Source organism: Nocardia asteroides, assembly GCA_019930625.1.
Lineage (GTDB): Bacteria > Actinomycetota > Actinomycetes > Mycobacteriales > Mycobacteriaceae > Nocardia > Nocardia sputi.
The window spans coordinates 6,022,760-6,045,266 of sequence record CP082844.1 but is presented as its reverse complement, the minus strand read 5'-3'; the positions used below and the strand labels follow the sequence as shown (position 1 = coordinate 6,045,266).

General features: G+C 64.7%; 15 protein-coding genes, 2 tRNA genes and 2 pseudogenes. 12 read left to right on the top strand and 7 right to left on the bottom strand.

Annotation, left to right across the window (positions count from 1 at the left end):
* Window positions 1-172 precede the first annotated feature (172 nt).
* Window positions 173-529, bottom strand: coding sequence for a helix-turn-helix transcriptional regulator (locus tag K8O92_27415; GenBank protein UAK31473.1), 357 nt, complete (start codon window positions 527-529; stop codon window positions 173-175).
* Window positions 530-672: 143 nt separating this feature from the next.
* On the opposite strand from K8O92_27415, the gene K8O92_27410 reads away from it, so the two are divergent.
* The 6 genes from K8O92_27410 to K8O92_27385 all read left to right on the top strand — a co-directional run bounded on the left by K8O92_27410 (window position 673) and on the right by K8O92_27385 (window position 7,449).
* Window positions 673-1,542, top strand: coding sequence for an NAD(P)-binding domain-containing protein (locus tag K8O92_27410; GenBank protein ID UAK31472.1), 870 nt, complete (start codon window positions 673-675; stop codon window positions 1,540-1,542).
* A gap of 123 nt (window positions 1,543-1,665) precedes the next feature.
* Window positions 1,666-1,750 (top strand) — tRNA-Leu (locus tag K8O92_27405).
* A 109-nt stretch (window positions 1,751-1,859) separates the two neighbouring features.
* Window positions 1,860-2,318: a hypothetical protein gene (locus tag K8O92_27400; GenBank protein UAK31471.1), complete on the top strand. Its 459-nt coding sequence runs from the start codon at window positions 1,860-1,862 to the stop codon at window positions 2,316-2,318.
* Window positions 2,315-3,400, top strand: coding sequence for a site-specific integrase (locus K8O92_27395; protein UAK31470.1), 1,086 nt, complete (start codon window positions 2,315-2,317; stop codon window positions 3,398-3,400). Before K8O92_27400 ends, K8O92_27395 begins: the two co-directional genes overlap by 4 nt.
* Window positions 3,397-4,800, top strand: coding sequence for a hypothetical protein (locus K8O92_27390; GenBank protein UAK31469.1), 1,404 nt, complete (start codon window positions 3,397-3,399; stop codon window positions 4,798-4,800). The genes K8O92_27395 and K8O92_27390 overlap by 4 nt, the downstream gene beginning before the upstream one ends.
* 360 nt (window positions 4,801-5,160) lie before the next feature.
* The gene (locus K8O92_27385; protein ID UAK31468.1) at window positions 5,161-7,449 is read left to right on the top strand and encodes a hypothetical protein; all 2,289 of its coding nucleotides are present in this window, start codon (window positions 5,161-5,163) and stop codon (window positions 7,447-7,449) included.
* Window positions 7,450-7,673: 224 nt separating this feature from the next.
* Here the strand turns inward: K8O92_27385 and K8O92_27380 are convergent, their stop codons facing one another.
* Window positions 7,674-12,083, bottom strand: coding sequence for an ATP-binding protein (locus tag K8O92_27380; GenBank protein ID UAK31467.1), 4,410 nt, complete (start codon window positions 12,081-12,083; stop codon window positions 7,674-7,676).
* 678 nt (window positions 12,084-12,761) lie between these two features.
* Here K8O92_27380 and K8O92_27375 point away from each other — a divergent pair.
* Window positions 12,762-13,688: a patatin-like phospholipase family protein gene (locus tag K8O92_27375; protein UAK31466.1), complete on the top strand. Its 927-nt coding sequence runs from the start codon at window positions 12,762-12,764 to the stop codon at window positions 13,686-13,688.
* 524 nt (window positions 13,689-14,212) lie between these two features.
* Here the strand turns inward: K8O92_27375 and K8O92_27370 are convergent.
* Window positions 14,213-14,604, bottom strand: a pseudogene (locus K8O92_27370) (RtcB family protein).
* 901 nt (window positions 14,605-15,505) lie between these two features.
* On the opposite strand from K8O92_27370, the gene K8O92_27365 reads away from it, so the two are divergent.
* Window positions 15,506-17,134, top strand: a complete 1,629-nt coding sequence (locus K8O92_27365; GenBank protein ID UAK31465.1) for a hypothetical protein — start codon at window positions 15,506-15,508, stop codon at window positions 17,132-17,134.
* A gap of 801 nt (window positions 17,135-17,935) precedes the next feature.
* On the opposite strand, the gene K8O92_27360 is transcribed toward K8O92_27365, so the two are convergent.
* Window positions 17,936-18,052 (bottom strand) — tRNA-Lys (locus K8O92_27360).
* Between the two features lie 334 nt (window positions 18,053-18,386).
* Between K8O92_27360 and K8O92_27355 the strand changes: the two genes are divergently transcribed.
* The gene (locus K8O92_27355) at window positions 18,387-19,586 is read left to right on the top strand and encodes an IS110 family transposase (GenBank protein UAK31464.1); all 1,200 of its coding nucleotides are present in this window, start codon (window positions 18,387-18,389) and stop codon (window positions 19,584-19,586) included.
* A 215-nt stretch (window positions 19,587-19,801) separates the two neighbouring features.
* Here K8O92_27355 and K8O92_27350 read toward each other — a convergent pair whose 3' ends face one another.
* A complete protein-coding gene (locus K8O92_27350; protein ID UAK31463.1) occupies window positions 19,802-20,083 on the bottom strand; it encodes a PqiC family protein in 282 nt (93 codons plus the stop codon).
* 52 nt (window positions 20,084-20,135) lie between these two features.
* On the opposite strand from K8O92_27350, the gene K8O92_27345 reads away from it, so the two are divergent.
* A complete protein-coding gene (locus K8O92_27345; GenBank protein ID UAK31462.1) occupies window positions 20,136-20,315 on the top strand; it encodes a hypothetical protein in 180 nt (59 codons plus the stop codon).
* 11 nt (window positions 20,316-20,326) lie between these two features.
* Here K8O92_27345 and K8O92_27340 read toward each other — a convergent pair whose 3' ends face one another.
* Complete coding sequence (locus K8O92_27340; GenBank protein UAK31461.1) at window positions 20,327-20,890, bottom strand: hypothetical protein; 564 nt, start codon at window positions 20,888-20,890, stop codon at window positions 20,327-20,329.
* 40 nt (window positions 20,891-20,930) lie between these two features.
* Window positions 20,931-21,122 (bottom strand): DUF6011 domain-containing protein, encoded by a 192-nt coding sequence (locus tag K8O92_27335; GenBank protein ID UAK31460.1) that lies wholly within the window; start codon window positions 21,120-21,122, stop codon window positions 20,931-20,933.
* A gap of 574 nt (window positions 21,123-21,696) precedes the next feature.
* On the opposite strand from K8O92_27335, the gene K8O92_27330 reads away from it, so the two are divergent.
* Together K8O92_27330 and K8O92_27325 are read left to right on the top strand one after the other, a co-directional pair.
* Entirely contained in the window at window positions 21,697-22,026 is a 330-nt protein-coding gene (locus tag K8O92_27330) for a hypothetical protein (GenBank protein UAK31459.1), read from the top strand.
* 294 nt (window positions 22,027-22,320) lie between these two features.
* Window positions 22,321-22,455: pseudogene (locus K8O92_27325) on the top strand (DUF1206 domain-containing protein).
* Window positions 22,456-22,507 lie beyond the last annotated feature (52 nt).

Genomic DNA, 22,507 nt, shown 5'->3' with positions numbered 1-22,507 from the left:
CTGCACAGCCACCCACATCTTGCAAAAGTTGTGACGTGGAACATACGACGGGCCCGGTTATGCGTCAATTGACTTGTGTATGCACAAAGTTAACCGAAGTTACCAACTAGTAGCTTGATCTTCCGCTCGATGATGTTGCCCAGATGAAACATTCACATTCGAAGGATTCACTTCAGGCCTGCTGAGGCACTCGCTGCGCGCCGATCCGATCGATCCGTGCGCGTCCCCACGCCCCCAAAGGCTCCAGCGCGGCGTTGAGCGCGGCACCGACATCGGTCAGCCGGTACTCCACTCGCGGCGGAACTTCGCGGTAGACGGTTCTGCTGACAATGCCGTCCTCCTCCAGCTCTCGCAGCTGCTGGATCAGCATCTTCTCCGAAACTCCCGGCAGCCCCTTGCGCAGTTCACCGAAGCGTCGGACCTCGTGCGCGTCCAGTTCCCAGAGAATCAGCGCCTTCCACTTGCCGCCGACCACATCCATCGCGGCGTCGATGCCGCAGATGTATGGTCCCGATCGCTTCGTGCCCATTGCCCGCCCTCTCTACCTGTTCACAAACCAATTGGTAAGTACCCGACAAAATAGTAGGTACTTGCTCCTCTGCCGGGAAACTAGCACTCTTGGTTGCAGCGCGCTGACCAGGACGTACTCGACCTCTAGGAGTTGAACCCGCAATGGCGGAAACCACGAAGACCCCGGTGACCATCCTGGGCCTCGGCGCGATGGGCCAAGCGCTGGCCGCCACCTTCCTGAAGGCCGGCCTGCCGACGAGGGTGTGGAACCGCACCCCCGGCAAGGACGCAGACCTCCTCGCGGCCGGAGCCGTCGGCGGCGCGACCGTCGCGGAGGCGATCGACGCCGACGGCCCGATCATCGCCGTACTGCTCGACCACGCATCGGTGCACGCCACCCTCGACCCGGTAGCCGACCGACTGGCCGGACGGCAACTGATCAACCTCACCAGCACCGCCCCCGGTGAGGCCCGCGAACTGGCCACCTGGACAGCGAGCCACGATTGCGACTACCTCGACGGCGGAATCATGGCGGTGCCACCCATGATCGGGCAGCACGGCGCCTCCATCCTCTACAGCGGATCGCAAGCGGTCTTCGATGCCCACCGGGAAACCCTCGAATTGCTCGCCGCCGCAGAGTACTTCGGCGACGACGCCGGCTTCGCCTCGACCTACGACTTCGCCCTGCTCGCCACCATGTACGCCATGTTCGGCGGCTTCATGCACGGCGCGGCCATGATGCGCTCGGTCGGCGTCTCCGCCGCCGACTTCGGCAGGCGAGCCACCGCATGGGTCACCGCGATGGCCCAGTTCCTGCCGGACCAGGGGCAGGTCATCGACAGCGCCACCTACACCGACCCCGTCCAGTCCATCGCCTTCCACAAAGCCGCACTCGACGCGATCACCCGCGCCAGCCGCGACGCCAACGTCACCCTCGACTTCGTCGCCCCCATCAAGACCCTCCTCGACCGCCAGGTGGCCGACGGCCACGGCGCCCTGGGATTCGAACGCATTTTCGAAGAACTGCGCTGATTCCCCGCGCGGGCCGCACTCCTCGCGGCCCGCGCAACTCCCTTCCCCGCCTCCGGAGAATGCGCAGGTCCAGGCGCGATTTGGTCCACGCGGAGGGATCCGATAATCTTGCTGAGCACACCGGTCCGGGTGGCGGAATGGCAGACGCGCTAGCTTGAGGTGCTAGTGCCCTTTATCGGGCGTGGGGGTTCAAGTCCCCCTCCGGACACAGAAAACGACCCATTTCTGCTACAGAAAACGTGTCCGGGCACTGACCGGACACTCGTCCTTCGGCAGAGCCCGTGACCTGCGGTTTTACCCCTGGGCGGGGTGAAATTGTGACCGAGAACACACTCCTGTCGGTCCTTCCGTCCTTCTCCGCGGTCGATCAGCCCGCAGGCAATCGAGCGATTTGCGGTGTGCCTGGCTTGCCTCTGGGCAATGTCGAGCAACCTCCCGCGCGCACGGCGGTGTACAGCATCCGCCCGGTTGATTCCAATGGCCGTGTGGTCGACAAGGCCGTGCTGACCGCGTTGGGTTGGCGGCCCGGTGAGCAGTTGTCGTGGCGGCTCGCGGGCGGGCTGATCGTGATCAACCGCCCCGGGTACGGCCGCCGCGGTGTCACCAAGTACGGGCACCTGTCGCTACCGGCGCCGGTCCGTCGCGGGGCGGGCATCCGCATCCATGACCGGGTTCTGCTGGCGGCGGACCCGCAGCAGGAGCTGCTGGTTGTCTACCCGCCGCAGGTGCTCGATGAGATCCTCGCGCGCCGCTTCGCAGAGGGAGCGCACGCATGAGCGCGCGCGCCGCGGCCGACATCGCCACGATCCAGATGATGATGGAACGTCTCGGGCTCACGATCGCCGACCTGTCGGCCGGGACCGGGGCAGCACCAGCGACACCGGCTTTCGCCGAGTACGTCCCGACAGTGCTGGCGGCGATGCCAGAGGGACGGACCCGAACTCACTACGGCACGTATTGGAACAAGATTCTCGCCCAGCCCGGGTGGGCGCAGCGGCGCTTGGACGAGCCGACGACGGCGGACCTACAGGTGCTGTGTGAGGCGATCCGCGCACAACGGGTGATCCGCCGCAGCGACCGCGGTGGCCGCGAGGTGCTGCGTCACGTGATCGATGCGTTGCGGCGGCTGTACAAGCACGCCGAGGACAACCGCGTCATCGACCCGCGCGACAATCCAGCGGTCCGGTTGACCAAGCCGAAGCGCACTCGCTCGAATCGTCGCGCGTTGCACAGCGATCTGCTCGCGCAGATCGTTCACGTCGCGGCCACCACGGGCAACGATCCGGAACTGGATACGTTGCTGCTGCGGCTGCACACCGAAACCGGGTGCCGCCGCGGTGGGGCGCTGGCGTTGCGGCCGCAGGATCTGGACCCGGTGCAGTCGCTGATCTTGCTGCGGGAGAAGGGCGGCACCCAGTTGTGGCAGCCGGTCTCCCCCACCCTGATGCGCGCGTTGTGCCGTCACGCCGAGCAGCGCGGCGCGGCACCGAACGAGCAGCTGCTGCGCGCACGCAACGGGAAACCGATCACCCGCCGCCGCTACAACGGACTGTTCGAACGCCTCGGCCGCCACCTGCCCTGGGTTCATTCTCACGGAATCTCGATTCACTGGCTGCGCCACACCACCACGACGTGGGTCGAACGCCATTACGGCCCGGCCGTAGCGAGCGAGTTCGCCCGCCACTCCCACAACGGCAGCGGCACCACCGGCATCTACACCACCGCCACCATCAACGAAGTCGCCGCAGCCCTCGCCCACCTCACCGGCGAACCCCACCCCTTGGCCACCACAGACCCGGCCCGGGATCCGGCCGGGAGCGGCGTGGCGACCATCCCTGCTCTGGAAGGTGCGCGATGACCAAGAGCCTTCACACCGACCAATCCACCTACAAACCCGCTTCCAACGTATCCGACACGGGTCACGACGGATTCATGGTCCAGTCCGGCCGGTGGTGGACGCGTCGTGGCCAGAATTTGATGCCGACGGATCTGGCGCAGCGGGTCGCGCTGGCCGAGCAGCAGGTGCCCTGGCAGGGCCACAGCGCGCTGTATGACGTGCACAGTGAACGGGAGATCGCCGCCGAACGGGCCCTGCACGTGTGGATGCGCGCCAAGCAGCGCCGCCAGCGCAAACGCGTCTTCCGTGCCGAACTGGCCGATGCAGAGCGTGACCGCCGCACCTCGGCTGCGATCGAGCGCGAGGACGCCACCGAGCAACGCTGGCACCGGCGCGCTCGCGCTCAGCGGCGTCGCGAAACCAACCCTGATGCGCTGGAGGGGATGCTGCACCGTCGCGCGACCCGCTCGTCGTGGCGGCTGCGCGCGGTCATGGCCATCGGGTTGCTCTGGTCAGCGGTCAACGTCGGCCGCAACCTGACCCCCGACGGCGCGCCCGGGGAGGTGAGCTGGTGGCTGCTGTGGGCGCTGACTTTCGGTATCGAGGCGATGATCTCGGTGCCGATCCTCGAGATCATGGCCCAGGCCGCCACCGCCGCACGCCTCGGTATCACCGTGCAACGCACCAAGATCCTGCTGTTCGAAGCCGTGCTCTTGACCTCCACGGTCGGACTCAACAGCGGCCCGCACCTGGCGGCCGGTGATCTCGGCCGCGCCGCGGAATACTCCGTCGCCCCGATCATGGTGGTGGTGTTGATGTGGTTGCACGCCTGGCTCACCGCCCGCAACGCCGAAATGATCTCTGCGGTCGCTGCCCGCCGCACCGAAACCGCCGCGCACGAATCTCCTGCATCGGACGCCAGCGGCACAGGCTCTGCGGAGCGCGCGATTGCATCGTCTGGTCGGCCGGTGCTGTCGCCGGTGACGCCGCGTCCGGTGTATGACGCCTCGGCGACCACCATCGCGGCCGCTGCGTCCACATCGGTGGGTTCCGCACCGGTTCCCCGAAATATGGAAACCGCTGCTGCCACGCCAGTCGATCTCGGTGCGCAGGCAATATCTCACCCGGCCGCTGAAGCCACGGCGAGAGCTGATGGCGACACCATGACCACGGTGACGGCCGACCGGTGCGGTGAGATCGCCGAGCAGTTGGTGCTGCGCAAACTCGTGCAGAAGCCCGCCCCGCAGATCGTGGCCATTCTGCAGTTGGCCGCCCAAGGGTTCAATGCCAACCGGATCGCCACCGAAATGAGCGCAATCACCTCGACGCCGTGGGCGCGCTCCACAGTCGACCGCATCATCGCCCGTGCCGAATCCCTGGGTTTCGACCCCGCCACGGCCGACCAGGGGGTGGCCGCCTAGCCCATTGTTTGCTTGGCGTGGTGCCCGCGGACACTGTTGGTGTCGCACCCCCCTTGCAGACGCACTAGTTCCGGTCAGAAAGGACGCTACTACAGAGACATACCGCGGTGGGCTGGCTTCGCCGCTCGGTCCACAGCCCCGAAAACGCGTAGTGCCCTCAGTTAGCGGCTGAGGGCACTACCAACAACACAACCCTGAAGGCTGCTGATGCTAAGCACTGCCAAGGGTAGCTCACGCCTGGGTGCGTCATCAACCGCTGCCGACCGCAGCGGCGACCACGCGCGCCACACCAGGGCCGAGCTGCCCCCGCTTCCCCAAACGTTCTCGCGCACAACCGGTCACGATCATGCGGATGACGCGATGGCGCGTGCGGTGTTCCTGCGGCTGGCGCCGCTGCTGGCCGCGCGTCGCTCGATGCGCCTGTGGAACCCGAGCCTGGACGGCTACAACGACCGCGCCCAAACACTGACCCGGAAACTGCCCGACCAGCCGGCGGCGGTTCCGATCTATCGTGACGGCCGGACCCGCCTGCTGGCGCTGGATTTCGACAGCACCCGCGACCACACCGTCGCGGTCGAGCGCGACGTCGACCGGTGCCTGGCTTGGATTCGGGAAGCCGGCGGCCGTGCGATCACCGACCGCTCCACCAGCGGCGGCCGTCACATCCTCATCCCGCTGCCGCTCGGAGTCACCCTCGATCTCGCCGAGGCCGAATCGGTCGTGCGCCTGCTGGCCGAGCGACTGCCCACCCTGGACATCACACCGATGCTCAACGCGGACAGTGGCTGCATCACCCCTCCCGGATCACGCTGCAAACAAGGCGGATACCGCCGCCTCGACGGCAGCATCGACGACGCCCTCGACACCCTCGCTACCCGATCGGCGCCCGGCTTCCTCTCCCACTTACAACAACTGGTGGCCGGGAGCGCGCACGACACGACCACCGCGCGCACAGCATGCACGACACCGCGCGCACCGCGCACAGCCGACGCAATCGCGCGCGACATGCAGCTGTGGGAGGGCGAGGGCGAGCGCGCGCGGCTGCGCGCGCAATACCGCCGCCACGGTCCGATTTCTGCGACCGTCGAGGCCTTCGCGCGCGGCGGCGTCGCGCCCGCTGATGGCCGCTGGATGACGCGCGCGGGCCGGTTGGATCGCTCCGCAGCACGCCAATCCGTGCTCGCAGCCGCCCTCGTGCGCGGCTACTGCTACCTGGACGTGCGTGCGCAACTACCTGCCGCTGGCGGCAGTTGGCGCGGGTTCGCCGACGCCTACCGCCGCTACGGACGTGGCGCCGATGCCGCGATGCGCCGCGACTGGGTCTCGGCTTGCCGGTGGGCCGAGCGCACTGTCCCCGAATTCCTGTCTGTGGCGCACAAGAGGAAAGACACAGGGGGATCCACCGGGCCCCGGCCGTCGGCGCACCCGCAGCAGCGGTGGCTGGCGGCCGCGACGTCGTGGGCGCACGCGCAGTGGCCGCGGTCCCCGCGGCGGTGGACGGTGCTGGCGGTGTTGCAGGCATTGGCGTGGGCCTCAGCAGTGGGCGGGCAGGTCGCGCGTGGTGTGCCTGTCGTCGAGTTCGGTGGCCGGTCTCTGTCGGTGGCCGCGGGTCATCTGCCCGAATCCACCGTCTGGGGCGTCCTGCGGGAACTGCGCGAACTACCCGGCGCACCGATCTTCCGCATCCGCCCAGGCCAAGAACTGCTCGCCGACCGCTACGCCTTGGTCACACCACACCACGGCGTCCGCCCCATTCGCCCCAACGCCGGCCAAACCGGCCGCACAAGGGTTGAACCCGTCCATCCCGCTTGGTCGGTCCTCGGCCTGCACTGCCGACATGTGTATGAACTCGTCACCCGCGAGGGGCTCAGCACTCCAGCCGATGTGTTCGCTGCGGCCTGCATCAGCTCGAGCGCCGGATACAACGCCTTGGCCGTCCTCACCACCGCAGGACTGCTCACCCATACCCACGGGCGGCTACAACCTGGAACAACCAGCCTCGATGACATCGCCCACGCGCATGGCCTCCACCACCGGCGCATCGAACGCCTCACCCGCCACCACCAACACCGCGCGGCCTGGAAACACTGGCTCAACCAGCACACCGGACCCGACCATTCCGACCCTCAACTCCGCTCCATGAGCGGGCAGCAGCGGCCGAACGGCATAGCCACTGTGCTCCATCGACCCGAGGCAAGAAGAAACCTCAACCCCTGCGCATGCACCGCGGCGTCCGACAGACCCCGACTCGGGAACGCCCGTGGGGCGGAATGCCCGCCCCACGTGACCACACCCAGTGCCGTGGCGGTTGCGCCCACCGTGCGGGGCGGATCCGCGCGCGGCGTGCCCGAGACCGGCGACTACGAGCGCAGTGCATGGCCCGGCCTGTCCGCTCAGCGCGCGCGATCGTCGGCCAGCACCATCGATGAACGCGCGCACACGACATCCGACCCTCCCCACGCGCGCGTCCCAGTCGAGATCTACGTGGAGACATCCGACGCGCCGATCGCTGGTGGCCGTTGGCTGATCAAAGCAGACGCGACTGTAATCTACGAGCGCCCCACAGGGGTGAAGGTGCCTTCCACTGTTCCGGCAGCTCTCCTTCGGAACTCACCATCGTGGGAACGCGTTCCTGACACAGGTTCGTAGCGGGCGACAGCCGAGGCGGAGCCCTACGTAAACCGGAGAGTCCACAATGTTTCGGTGTGTTCGGCATGTAATGGTTGACGACCGAACGCGTATGAGGCCCAATCAGGGTGCCATCGCGCCCACGATCGACGCCGAAACCGGCTTGACGCGATGATGGCTCGACGAGCACAGCACCGCACCCCTGCACCAGTCCTCCAGAACGTCTGCTGTTAGGGGCGGCTGAGTTACCGTTCCTCAGCCAATGCCTTATCGAGACCGTATGCGTTGAGGTCGAATAGCCGATCGATGATGTCAAGGCATCGTGTCCGTGTGATCTCGTCAGCTTGACGATATAAGCGAAGCACGATGGTTGTTATTTCTCTGCCGACATAGCTGCCGCGCCCTTGAAGGCTGCCTAGTCCAGTGCCTGCCGTTTCTATTCCTTTCTCGCAGGCTTGAAGCGCTGCTCGTGGCAACCTTGTCCCGAGGTTCTCCAGGCCGTCGATGAGCGTCTCTATGTTTTCAGTGAAGGCCGGTCTGGCGAGGAAGCCATCTACCAATCCGTCCTGCAAGTTCGGTTGCACATCAGAGAGTTTGCGCAGACCTGCGGATGCGGCTTCCCTGACATCCGGGTCCGGATCTGCGAAGAGCGCCGTTAGTTCTTGGCTGCTGTCTGCGATGTTTTCGGCCAGTACTTGCGCGGCTCCGAGCCGCGAGGGGGTTGCCAGAGTTCGTACATCTTCGCTGATCGGATGGGCGATCGCGCCGCGGTGGTGTGCCACCGCCCATACGCGGCCTGCGCGTGTGGCGATGCTGGTGGGTCCTTCGAGGGCACGCTGAAGGTGAGGGATGAAGCGAGTCGGTGAACGCAAGAGGCAGTAGGTCAATAGCCGTTCGGTCGCGGGCGTGTCGAACACGATCAGCGGGGCATCGAATAGTCTCTCGGCGGTATTCAGAGCGGCGTCTTGGTCGTGGTTGAGAAGTGCTGCCACAGCGTGCGAAGCGCATGTTCGGACTGCTACGGAAGGATCGTTCGCGAGTCGCCTGACCAGTGTCAGGAGCCGGTCGAGATGCTGTGCACCTTGGAATAGCGCGGCCGCAACTGCGAGGGCGGCGGTACCGCGCGTGGAGCGGAGGCCGGTGATGTAGAGATCACGAAGGTCAGCCGATGTGTGCTCGGGATTCGGATCGGTGGAGGTTGAGAGTTGATCGATGAGCGAGATCAAGCGGTCGTCGATCGCGGAGAAGTCCGATATGGCTGTGCAGACAGCGTGAGATACCTCATCGCCGTAGGTTGTTAGCGCGTGCTCGCAGAGTAGAGCGAAGAGAGCAGGGTCGATATTCGAGCCGACACTCTGAATGACATGCTTGGTCGCGGTCATGGGGATACTGCTGTCGAACTGCAGCGCTAGCCTAGCGAATCTCTCTGGGTCTTCATTTGCCCTGGTACCCAGCACTACCGCGAGATTCGATGCGCCTCCAACGGTGACACCGCTACGCTCTCTGGTGTGCTCGGAGGTGTGCTTTCGTAGCGCGGATAGCCAGTTTTTGTCGCCCATCCGCTTGGACGCGTCGCTGGAAATCGGCGGGCCGACGAACGACGCAACAATGGGTGTGGGGCTCAGGGGCGGTCCAACGAACAGTCGTTTCAGCTCCTCTAATCGACGACGAGCCGCAGTGCTCATTCGTTCGGGATCGATGCCATACAGCAGGGCGACTTGCCCATGGTGAGGTCTGAATCCTTTGTCGCCACGGAGAATTTCTGTCTCTAGTTGCCTGCAAAGCTGCTCAGCGCACCGCGCTGAATGGGCGGCGATGAGCTGGTAAGAGGCGTATCTTGGACTGTCGTACCAGCCGAGCATGAGGTTGCGCTGATCGGCGATAAGCCAGTCGATGGCATCATCGGAGTCAGGCGATGCAGTCAACGTTCTGCACACCAGGAACCGGAGTGCCTCGCTTGCTGCGCCTCGGTATGGGCCGATTGCCTCCGAAGCCGCCTGTGGGTTGCTTATCGCCAGACTCTGAAGTGCCTTTTCGACCGCCGCGAAGATCGTATCGTCCACCGTGCGGGCGTTTTTGAGCGGTCGGCCCCAGCGGCTGAGGGAAGGGGTTTGGGTCTGCAAGCGGATGTTCGAGAGCTCGGCAATGAACGGAAGAACTTCGCGGATGAAAGGCTCGGGCACCTTTTCGGCGACATGCTGAATGACGTCATGGCCTTGGGAGTGTCGCGCGAGATGCTTCGACGCAAAGGGGTCGGATGCTCCATCGGCGTGAGCGCGGGCCAGCCCACGTTTCAAATAGGCACCGATAAGTCGAGCGGCCCCAACCGGGTCGTCGTCTTCCAAGGCACCGACAATCGACCAGAAGTCGCTGTTGACCGCGATGGGCCCGCGGGCATCATCAACATGGCCTCCCTCGATCAGCTCGATCGCAAGCGGCACCAACGGCCGGCACATAGACCAGGAGATCAATGTCCGGAGACGCAGGCGCCAGTCCTCATTCGTACCAACGTAGGGGCGAAACAGCTCGGCGACACGCTGCCCTCGTTCTGTGGCTACCGAGATCAACTGCTGTGCTGCGGCTTCTACACGGTTGGGGTCAGCAAGCCACGCCTCCCAGCGGCCGGAGTTGTCAGCGGCATCGAACCACTGTGGGGCGGACAGCAGACCCAGCACAGACCGACCGATCGGCCCCTCGCTCCACGCTATGTCTTCGAGCGCATCCCAGTCGGTTGCTGTGGGTGTGAGCTGGCGAAGGACACCCACGACGACCTGCTTGATATGCGATCGGATCCTCGGTGAGCCAAGCAACTGAGTAACGACATCGCGGAACCGCTGGCGATCTTGTGCCGCGAGATACTCGACCACTTGACGTGTCTGGGCGCGTCGGAAGAGGAACTGGCTGCTGTTGGTCAGGAATTCGTGGAGGTCATCGCCTCGGGTGGCGAACGCGCGGGCGAACAAGTAGTCGAAATACGATTCGTGGAAGAATGAAACACCGCGTTCCTCGGCGACAAGGATGGCTTCCGACTCGAGGGCAGCGATTTCCTCGAGCGGAAACTCGTCGAGCAACGCGCGTGGTGCTTCCAGGGTCTGCTGCTCGCTCATGTACGCGACGAGGGTGGAGGTGATTGCCGCCCAGCTCATGTGGCCTGCACGGTTGGTGGCGCGCTGTCTGGCTTCGGTGGTCAATCGGTCATAGAGGTCCTGCAGGGTCCGATAGGAGTGCCGACGAGCTTCTTCGGACAGGTGGGAAAACACTGCGAAGTGCAGTGGGGTGCACAAGAGTTCGACTGTCGCATCCGCCAGCACGGGGCAACCGTGTTGGCGAAGATGCTCGCGGACCTGGTCGGCGCTCAACTTCTGCAGGGTGTGGCGGATCGCCAAGCCTTCGGTGTGAAGGACGAACCGCAGTCGTGGGTCGTTTTCCAAGTCTACGGTTCGGACCACAAGCAGTAGTTTGAGATTGGGTACCCTTTGGAGTTCGTCGCGTACCTCGTCGACGGCATCGAAGCTGTCTGGCATTCGCCCGCTGAAGTAACTCACTGCGTCGAGTTGGTCGACGACAAGCAGACCACGCAATCCAGCAGCCACTCCTGCCAGCAGGACCGATGGAGATTCGGGCAGACCCATCTGCTCGCCTAGATGGTCGGACGTCGGCATTGCGGTGCCGGTATCCATGCGTGCGACCGCTACGAACCATCCGCGTTGATCCAACCTCGACGCGATCTCGGCAACAACCGCTGACTTCCCGTAGCCGGCTGGGCCGTCGACCACCACAATCTGTGGGCTATCGACGTCGTCCAGCTTGCCGATGATGGCCTGCGCTTCCGAACGTGGAACGAACCCGAAGCTCGGCTTCGCGTGCTGCACTCGCCGCTGGTGACGTTCGAGCGTGCGATGCAGCATTCGACGAACGGTGTCATCACCAGCGAGGAGACGCTCGATAAACCTTGGCTTGAGGAATGCGGCGACCTGGGGCGCCGAAATATTCTCGTGGCGATGCTCGCTGCAGAAGCGGCCGACTGCATCGAGGACATCGTTTGGGTCGCCAGCGTAGAGGGTGCGGAACGCAAGCCATACGGTCCGTCGAAGCAGTTCTGTCGGGTGATGTTCCACCACGATGTCCTTCAGAAGTCGCCACGCCACTTCCTCGGTGACTGCCCAATACTCGACGATGGTGGCGAAGTCGGGCCGGAGCACCTCAGTTAGTTGGTCATTGAACTCGGCGATCGTCAGGGTCGCTCGCGCCCGATTACTGAGGTCAAGAAGCGGGTTTGCAGTACTCGACGTGATGAGCCGATATCCACGTCCAAGCTCGATCTGGTGCTTCGCGCCTGCCAGGACACTGATCCGACCGCTAGCGTCGCCCTTCTTGAGTCGGGCGATCGTCCATGTGGTGGCGACGTTCTTCGTTTGCTCGCCCCATGTCCTACCCGCGACGTCTACTTCGAACTCGATCCCGACGCCGGCGTCGCCCGGCGGTTCCAATCTGATTCGATGTGCTTGGCCGTGCAAGAGGTCCGCGACGCGGATCGCCGTCCAGAGGTCCTCGTACTCGTTTCCCGCCTTGTCGGCCGCCCCGCCGCGAAGCGCGGTCATCGCGCCGCGCCCGACGATGGTGACGCAGACATAGCCGCCATAACCGAAGCCCACGCTCCTCGACGTTTCGGCGTTCTATTTCCGCCGCTGGGTTGACACCGACCGACCCAAGATTCTACGTGGAGGAAAGCTAACTACCTCCCGATCAAGGCCAGCATAGGGAGAAACCGTCACTGCCAATTCATCAACGACCTCTGACCGTCGGCTGTCGCCATCCACTGGGGTGACACTAGTGCGTTAGCCGCTCGGTGGGCGATGGGTTCGTACTGCACAGGCCGTCCGCCGTCGACTACGACGATCACCTGGCGGAGGTATGCGCCATGAAGCTGGCGAAGTTACGCAGGTGACGCATCGCCCAAGACGTCGCCACGCCGCGGTAGCCGCGTACGAGGCGGAGGTCGGTCGATTGGAGACGACGACCGCCGCACGCCATCGCCCTGCTCGGCGACGCGCTCGAGCGGACCCGCCAGGGTGGCGATGCCGTCGGCGCGCGGTGCGGCCGGAGACCTGACGCGGACCTCGTCCTCCAGCACAACCGGACGCCGTTGTCACGGTGGTCGCGATGTCCTGGGTGGTGACAGCGGGCGTGCGGCCGAAGGCGGGGCGCTACCGCGGGAAATCACCCTGCCGTCTGTGCCGTGCGCGGGCGTTGAGTGACCGGCATCGTTCGGGCGGGACTGGCGCCGTCAGTTGCGCGATCTGCGTCCTCCGCTGCTCACTGGTATCGCGCTTGTGGGCGCCATCGAGGTGCTTGAGGAGCATGGGTATAAGTTCAGGCGGATTGCGGGGACATCGGCCGGCTCGATCATTGGCACCCTCGTTGCTGCGGGACTATCTGCTAAGGAGCTCGTCAACATTATGCAGTCCGTGGACTATCGGAAATTCAGAGACGGCGACTTCACCGACCGGTTCGCCGCCGGCAAGGCGCTCGGACTGCTGTTCAAGCAAGGTATATTCCGCGGCAACTACCTAAGGAATTGGCTTGACGAGATTCTCGCAGCGCGAAATATGCGCACCTTCGCAAACTTCGAGTACAATGACACCAACCTGCCTCCTGCCGAGAGATATCGACTCGTCGTTATGGCCTCAGATATCAGCCAGGGCTCCCTCCGCCGGTTGCCCTGGCAATACGACTGCTACGGACGCGATCCCGGCGCACAGCATGTTTCTGAGGCGGTGCGGGCTTCGATGTCGATTCCGTTCTTCTATACCCCGGTGCGGTGGGACACCGCTGCCGGCGAGAAGTCTTGGCTCGTCGATGGTGGTCTACTCTCGAACTTTCCCATCGGCGTTTTCGACGCACCAAGCGGTGTCGAACCGAAGTGGCCAACAATCGGAATCAAGCTCTCTGCCAGGCCCGGTGCAGCACAGGGAAGCATCAACAAAGTAACGAATGTCATCAGCATGGGTCGGGCGATGCTGGACACAATGACCGGCTTCTATGATCGCATGCATCTAGACGATCCATCCGTTATCGATCGGACAATATTCGTCGACACCGGCACAGTAAAGGCTACCGACTTCGACCTCTCCGAGGAAAATCAGAACCTGCTTTACACGAACGGTCGTGCCGCCGCCACAAAGTTCATGGATGGAGGAGATGGACGTCCCGCGTGGAATTTCGAGCGGTACGTCGCAAAGCACAGGCTCACCACTTAGCAATTGCAATAATAATTGGCCAATTTTCGAGATTGAGGATCGGAGAGCATGAGATCGATCCCCGCGATCTCAAGCAAGTGAAAGAAACGGTAGAGTTTACAATATTTCAGGTAGAGGAAGCGAGAAATAAGGTATGAGGATACGCGAAATAGCATAGTCTACTTGAGCGATCGCGTCGCAGATGCGCTGTGAAGGAAATACCTAAAACGGGGTGAGAATCTATCCGATCTTGTTGCCTATGGAACACAGGTCGAAACTTCATCAAGCTTCGTGCTGAGGCACACGCTCTGGGAAGACGTCATACGGCGGGAGACAGAAGCCCGGCGGGAGGGCAGTGGCACATCGAAACGCGGCGTCGACGCTGTCGCCCCCTTTACTGTGGCGCGCGCTCCTGCGACCACGGGTACAGGCTGAGCAGGTTCGCGGTGGATCCGATGTAGACCCGGCGTAGTCGATGTCGCTGTCGGGCGTGGCCAGGCCGAATGCGGTTGATCCGACGACGCGTTCGAGGAGGAAATTCATGCTCAGCCCTTCACGCACAGGACTTGGCGCAGGGTCGCCACGACGTCGATCAGGTTGGCTTGGGCGGCGATGACCTGGTCGATGTCCTTGTAGGCGGCGGGGATCTCGTCGACCACGCCAGCGTCCTTGCGGGACTCGACGCCCTCGGTCTGGGCGATCAGATCGGCGCCGGTGAACTGCTTCTTCGCTGCGGTCCGGCTCATCCGGCGGCCCGCACCGTGCGAGGCGGACTGGAATGAGGCGGATTTCCCTTGCCGCGCACCACATACGAGCGGGTGCCCATCGAACCGGGGATCAAGGCAAGATCCCCGGCGCCCGCCCGGACTGCGCCTTTCCTGGTGACGAGCATCGGCACGTCGTCGATGATCTCCTCGGCGACGTCGTTGTGGTGGCAGAAACCTCGTGATAGTCGTGCCGCGTCAAGCGCCCGAGCCGCCGACTAACTGTCTGCACCTACGCCCACGGCCTCGTGGTCGGCATACACCTGACCGGGAAAGCGCTATTCGAACCGGGCCGATATGACGAGATTCTCGATGTTTGCTCCGCAAATCCTGAATGGAAACGACTGTTAGCCAAAGAGTTTCCAGCTGACGCCGTCTTGCAGGAAACGCTTCGGTTGAGGCACCCCTCCTTCGACGGCGAGGAGGAGTACCTGATCAGGATCGACAAGCCGGAGTTCCCCCGGCGGCCGTGGTTCACGTACCGGTTCGTGCCCAAGCTCGCGGCCTAGCGCGAGGTCGAGCCCGCTGCGCGGCGGGACGATCGGAGGGGGGCTCGCCGCGGTCATCGAAGACGCGGTGATTGCATCCCGCGGCGAGGTCGGGCAGGTAGATGATGTCGTCGCATGTGCGGCAGCGGTAGGTGCGATGTCCACCGCCCCGGCCGGCCTGGCAGGCTGGCCAGCCGATCGGGTCCGAGGCGGTGGCCTTCGTGGCAAACGCCGCGATGGACGTGCATAACGCCCATCGCGGGTCCGGTACAGCTGATCGCCGTTGACGACCGCGCTGTCGATCTCTAGCGTGAGCCACCAGTTAGCCGAACGCATGTTCGAATCGTATCTCGGATCGCGCTGGGGAATTTGTGCGAGACCGCGCGGGTGTGACGACAGGTTGTAGTTGTCACCTACAGATCGCAACTGTCACCAGCGGACGTCGCCAGTCGAGCCCTTCGGCCGAATCGTTGCTGTCGTGAAAATGATCGAATAAGGGGACGTGGCGGCCTCCATAGGATCAGCCGATCATGTTTGAAGCCCGATCATCGGCGGCCGAGCCCAAGTCTGCGAGATGATCATCGTCATGGACGATGACGACACGGTTGTGGCTGAGTGGGTCGCATGGCTCGTCGACGCCGCGCAGTCTGGAGAGACTCTCGACCTGGCAGCAGGCCTCGCCCCCGAATCGGACGACCGGAACCCCGCCTGGGCCGAAGCCTGGGGAACGGAACGGCAACTACCCGCCGCCGCGCTTCGCACCGTACTCATCGACCGTGACCTGTCGGTCGGTCCTCGCGGGTTACGGATCAACGGTGTACGAATCACCGGGCCGGTCGATCTCGAAAACGTGCAGTTCGAGCACCCCCTTCACCTCACTGGATCCCGCGTCGAACCCAACATCGACCTGTCCGGCTCGACGTTGAAAGAACTCAACCTCAGCGGGTCTTACATCACCTCACTCAACCTCACTAACGCGACCATCACCGGTGGCCTGGTCGCCCGTGACGAGTTCACCACCGGCATGATCCGGGCCCCCGGCGCGAGCATCGGCGGCCAGCTCGACCTGAGGGGCGCCAAACTCACCAACCCCAACCAGGACGTCCTCGACCTCGGAGGCGCGACCGTCACAGGTGGCCTGGTCGCCGAGGGGTTGACCGCCACCGGCAAGATCAATATCACCGACGCGAGCATCGGCGGCCAGCTCGAGCTGAGGGGCGCCAAACTCACCAACCCCAACCAGGACGTCCTCGACCTCACAGGCGCGACCATCACACGTGGCCTGGTCGCCAGCGACGAGTTCACCGCCACCGGCAAGATCCATATCCCCGGCGCGAGCATCGGCGGCCAGCTCGAGCTGAGGGGCGCCAAACTCACCAACCCCAACCAGGACGTCCTCGACCTCGGAGGCGCGACCGTCACAGGTGGCCTGGTCGCCGAGGGGTTGACCGCCGCCGGCGCGATCCGGGCCCCCGGCGCGAGCATCGGCGTCGAGCTCAACTTGGACGGCGCCACCCTCACCAACCCGAAGGAGGGGGTCGCCCTCGAACTCGGAGGCGCGACCGTCAGATCATTGTGGCTGACAATGACAGAGGTCGACGGAACAATCGACCTGAACCGGACGACGATCACCGACCTGCGCACCCCGGGAGACTCCGTTCCCCACGGGCAACTGATCGCCACCGGCTGGGAGGTCACCGATGTGCACGGACTGATCCGAACCAATCGCGCCGCCGCAAAACGGTGGCTGAAGACGGCCGGGACAAGGTTCACCGTCCAGCCCTGGCATGCCCTGGCCGCGGTCTACGACCGTACGGCCAACCCGCCGACGCCCGGCGACTCAGATACGATGCCGCCAACCAGGTCACGAAGCGTGCACGGTGTCGCTTCAAGCCGCTGCGCTGGACCTACCGGGCGGTCGCCGGACACGGCTACTACCCGCTCGCCGCCGCGGGGTGGCTGGTCGTCGCCTTCATTCTCGGGACCGTGCTCGTCGCCTACAACCAAGCCGATTTCGTCCCGACCAAGCCGGACGCCGCACGCACGGCAGCAGAAACCCACGCACACAACAACGGCGGCGATCCGCCTCCCTCACCTATCACTGCCCACGTTGACTGCGATCTGTACCCCGGCTACCCATGCCTCATTCCGGGGACCTACACCCTCACCAGCATCGTCCCCGCCGCCCTCGGCACCCAGACGGACTGGACAATAAAATCCAGGCCGTCGCGCGTCATCAGCTGGGGCTTACCCATTTTGCGGCTCCTGTCCTGGGTATTCACCGCTATCCTCCTCGCCGGCGTCACCGGCCTACTCCGGAAAACCTGAACGCTGGTCCCATAGCGATGGGTATCTCGACACCCGAGCGATAGGTGCGTGGTGTAACCGTCGGGACCGCTCAGTATCGTCGCCGGAATGTGCCCCGTGCCCGATGACCGGTCGGGGCGGATTTGCCAAGGCATGACTAGCCGGAGTCCGGATCCTGCTTGCAACCCCTCAGATGGTTGCTCGAGACAGATACAACCTGCATTCGGTCACAACCCTCGCCTGCTACCACTTCGCCGGTTCCCAGAGGCCTCCCTGGGGATCCTGGTAGCGCACACGGCCCTGGAATCGTTCGATCAGCGGCAATAGCTCGGCCTTGGCCCGGTCGCGAGACCAATCCTTGTTCGGGGTGATTGTGGGCCGCACCACGCCGAGTGGATTGGCGGGGCCGACGGTTGCGCAATGCCAATGCGGGGTCGCGCGAACCATCAATCATCGGCAGCCGTCAGCCGACCGGCATCCGGTGCGAGGCCGACCATCCGCACTATCGGTGTGACGTACTTCATACGCTCGTTGATTGGATGCCGGAGCGGCCGGAGCGCTCGATCTGTGCAGGTAGGAGCCATGGACGCGAAAAAGTCAGCTGAAACAGTTCCGAAGAAATTTGGAGCGTGGATAGTATTGTGGGTACCTCGACCTGTGGTCGAGAGTTGCGATTCGACCGCTTGCGCAGGTCATACCCAGTGATCCATGGTGCGCCATCAGGGACTCGAACCCCGAACCCGCTGATTAAGAGTCAGCTGCCATCGTGCTGGGTCGCACGCCTTGCGGAAGGTCCCAACCTTCTGATCCATAGTCCGAGTGGCGCGTCGTTGAGCTGCCGATGCTATGGGGTCGCCGTAGCTTTCGTCCGATTCGTGTCGGTGCCCAGGGTGACCATTCGAGGTATGCAGTTTCGCTCACTAGGGCACCATCCTTTCTGCAACCCGAACAGGTAGGGTTGTGACCTCTCGGTCCCGGTGGGTGCATGGCCTAGATCGCGTGCCATTCGATGGCCAGTATGAGTTCCGCCAGCCCTGCCGGGCCGAGGGCCGCAGACCGGCGTCAGGAACATGCCCCGTGTGTGAGGGCCGATTAGTGAGCTTCCGGCAGCGGCCCTCGAGACCGGCGAGGTGCGGATTCGACCTCGAAGGAGACAGCCGTTGTTCGTCGGCTGGGACTGGGGAAACGCTGCCCACGACGTGACCGTGATCAACGACGCCGGGGGCCGGGTCGACCGGCTGAGGATCCCTCATACCGAGGACGGCATCGCCCGGGCGCTGGCCGAACTGGCTCGTCACGGCGACCGTACCGATCTGCCGGTGGCGATCGAGACCACCCGCGGCTTGGTCGTGGACCGCCTGCTCGCCGCCGGTCACCCGGTGATCGCGATACACCCCAACGCATTCCATGCCGCCCGGCCACGCTGGGGCGCAGCGCGGGCGAAGAACGATCCCGGCGACGCGTTCAAGCTGGCGGACTTCGCGCGCACCGACATCCACCGCCTGCCGCGGCTGGTGCCGACACTGCCGGAAACTCTCGAGCTGCAGGCACTGACCCGCCAGCGCGGCGACCAGCTGGGTCTGCGTATCGCGGCTGCCAACCAGCTCGCCGCCCTGCTCGATGCGCACTGGCCCGGGGGCAAAACCGTTTTCGCGCAACTGCATTCGCCGATCACGCTGGAGTTCCTCGACCGCTACCCGACCCCGCAGAGCGCCGCCGGGCTCACCCCGGCCCGCCTCGAGCAGTTCTGCAAACGCCGAGGCTACAGTGGCCGCCGCAGCGGAAGCGAACTGCTGGCCCGACTGCGTGAGGCGCCGGTGGCCGCCACCCGCCTCGGGCAGGCCGTGGTGGCGCAGTTGGTCCGCGCCCAGGTCGCGGTCGTGCGGGCACTGCAGGCCGGCATCGACGCCCTCGAAACGATCATCACCGAGGCCGTCACCGCACACCCCTACGCCCGGTTGCTCGGCGATCTGCCACGCGTGGGCACCCTGAACCTGGCCCAGATCATCGGTGAGGTCGGCCCGATCCTCGAGCGCACCACCAGCTTCGATCAACTGGCCGCGGAGACCGGTGTCGCCCCGGTCACCCGCGCCTCTGGCAAGACCCATACCGTCGCGTTCCGGCACGCCACCAACCGACACGCCCGCCAAGCCCTGCACGTCTGGTTCGACAACAGCCGCCGCGCCCACGCCTGGGCCGCGCAGCGCTACGCCGCGGCCCGTGCACGCGGGCAACGCCACCCACACGCCCTGCGCACCCTCGGCCGCGCTTGGCTGCGCGTCATCTGGGCCTGCTGGCGCACCAAAACCGCCTACAACCCCACCCGCCACCAACCGGAAAAACAACCGACCGCCGCATAGGGGTTGACTCAGGAAACTCATACGATCAGGGCGGTCCGCTCATCCCTCACCCGGTCACCCTCGACGCGGAATGGAACGCCGAGTGCGGCCACCACCTGTCCGCCTGGTGCCTGGACTGCTCGACGTGCGCGGACTGCACCGGGACCTGCTACTGCGGTGCCGCCGAAGAGGAGGACCCGCCGGTCTACCTTTTGGATCTGGCCAGCTGATCCGCTTCAGGTAGACCGTGTCGTCGGGTGCTCGCAGTCCGCGTCGATGGGCGGTGTGTACACGACGTGACCACACGCGGTGCAGAAGTGGAGGCGGTGAATGCCGCCGGCCTGCAGGCACGCGAGTGACCCGACAAGCATCCGCTTCGGGCCGAACTGCTGCCCGCAGCGCGGGCAGCCGCGGGGCCACGGCTCGGCCCACTTGCCGTTGCGCAGTCGGTAGAGGCGGCCGGGGTCGACGATCCGGCCGTCGCTGAGCCGGTAGACCAGACGCGGGTTATCGAACACAGGTTCGATCCCGTCACGTACTGGTCGGTCTGGCCGGGATAGGCTCACCGGCATGGTTCAGGTCGGTGACAGAGTCCTGCTGGTCGCGGGCGGGGTCTCGGTGTTCGAGGTCCTGGAACTCGAAGACGACGAGCACGCGATCGTGCAGGCCGTGCTCGAGGCGCCCGGCCGCTACCCGTTCAGCGTCCGCACCGAGACGCTCGTAGCGGCGGACCCCGCGTCGGAGGCGTAAGGCGGGTAGGCCTACCTGCTGCCGTCGATGCGATCGAGCGCCGCGGCGAGCAGTGGCAGGGTGCCTTCGGCCAGGCGGTACTCCACGATCGTGGGGTTCTGCGGGTCGTCGGTGCTGCGTGACTCGATCAGGCGTGGTGGCGGCAGCTTGTCGGTCGTGGCGTGCATGGCCCGCCGCATCGTCGTGCTCATGCCGCCCAAGGCCTTGGCGCCGGTGAGTTCCTTGATCCGTTCCGGTGTAGCCACGCCGCCTTCGTCGACCAGCACCCGGATCCATCGCCGCCCTGCCGGGCCGAGATTGCGCAGGAGCCGTTCGAGGAACTCCTCGTCCCACTCGAACTCTTCCTTGTCGTCTCGCAGTACTCGGCGGGTGCCGTTGATCCGCAAGGGGAGACGTTCGGCAAGGGCTATCTGGGCGGCGAGCAAGCCCAGCTGTAGCCGCGATTCCACGGTCATCGGCGGCAAGTTGGCGATCATCAGGTAATGCAGCTGTTCGCGCGCTACCTCGAGTGCATCGATATCCCCCGGCTCTCGCATGCCGATCAGGGTATAGCGCTGCCCTGCGGTTGCGGTCACGGATCAGGCTGGCAGCGGTCAGTACCAACCCGGGAAACGTTCACGCCGCGATGACGAACCGGGTCAGCTCCTGCGGATGCCGTGACGACACAGCGCGTTGCCCGGCGCGCTCGCGGATCGCGCATGTCGGCCCGATCCCTTGCACGACCGATTGCGGCGACAACAGCCATCCACCGCAGCGGCGGCAGTGGGCAACCAGTCTCACCATGGGACGGTCGTCGGTCGCGGCCATTCCGTTCTCCTCTGGCCAGGGGTCTCCGTCGCGAAGTGTGGCACGACGGACCGACATCGAACGACGAAAACTGCTTCCAGTGGCGTGCAGCTCGGCGAACGGTGCCGCCCGCGGTCCCGGCCACCGGTATGCTGACACGGCTTTACGACCGGCGACGCTCTCGATCTTGGCGGTGAGACCTCAGACCGTTTCAGAAGTACTTGACAGGGAACTGTGCTCGTGCCCGCATTACGAGTGTCTGGGCGGCACATCGGTCATGGCCTGGGTCGGCTTCCCCGCCGAGAAGTCCAGCTGGACCGGTGCGGAAGGGAAACCCAAGTGGTGCCATACATTCCCCTTAACCAAGCCCGGATTCAGCCACGAGTGCGGCTCCACGGTGGCCGCAATCGACCACGACAGCAACGACATTGGCATCACGATGATGTTGCCCTCGACGATCACAGCACGCTGGTGCCGGTGCTGACCGAACACGAAGTCGGCCGCGGTCCGAAGACCGGGGCCGACTTCTCGGACAAACCGCAACATCTCTCCCAAGTACCGCGGTTCGAGTCCCGAGACTGCCTACACTGCGGCAATGACCATTGCCTTGCCGACGTTGACCGTCTGTTCAAAAGGCCACACCGTCAACTATCCGGCCGACCTGGAAGACACCGCCGCAAGTACCCAAACCGATCTCGGATTCTGTGTCACCTGCCCTTGTGGGGTCGTCACCTTCGCCATCGCCTGGGCCGGAGACCGAATTCGCATCCAAGAACAAGGCGACCTGAGCCTGTACAGCGAATTCGAGGCGACCGGCTGGCCGGAATCCGACCTCGGCGACCCCCGAATCGGCTCATTCCTGTGCCGCACGGTCCCACCCCTGGGTGCGGCAGCGTTCGCCAAACAAAGCAAACACGGCCGATAACCCGGATACCGGTACAGCAGCTCGGCCACCTCGGCTACCACCTCGATGAACGGTCGTCGGCAGCCAGCCAATTAAGTTGCGGCGGTTCGTATGCTCAAAGGTTGCGCTCATGCTGACCGGCTTGGAGTAGCCGTGTTTGTCGTGTCAGCCGAATATGAACTGCCGCATCACATATGGGTCGAGTATCCGGCCCTGGGCTCACGATTCGACACCTGCATCGGTGCCGTCCGCGCCACGGTGGTCACCCCGCCCCTCGCAGCGCCGCCACGTATCGCCGTAATACCGATCTTCGGAGCCGCCGGACTCGACGGCGCCTTCAAAACCGTGGGAGCTCAACCCTACGGAGCAGCCCTCCTCGTAGTGTCCGGACTGGGCATCATCCTCTACGGCCTCTACAGCTTCGCCATGGCCCGTTACACCAAGATGTAGTCGGGCACCAGCCGCAGCGAGTTGCCCTTCGAGGCTTGCCACGCGGGATCGA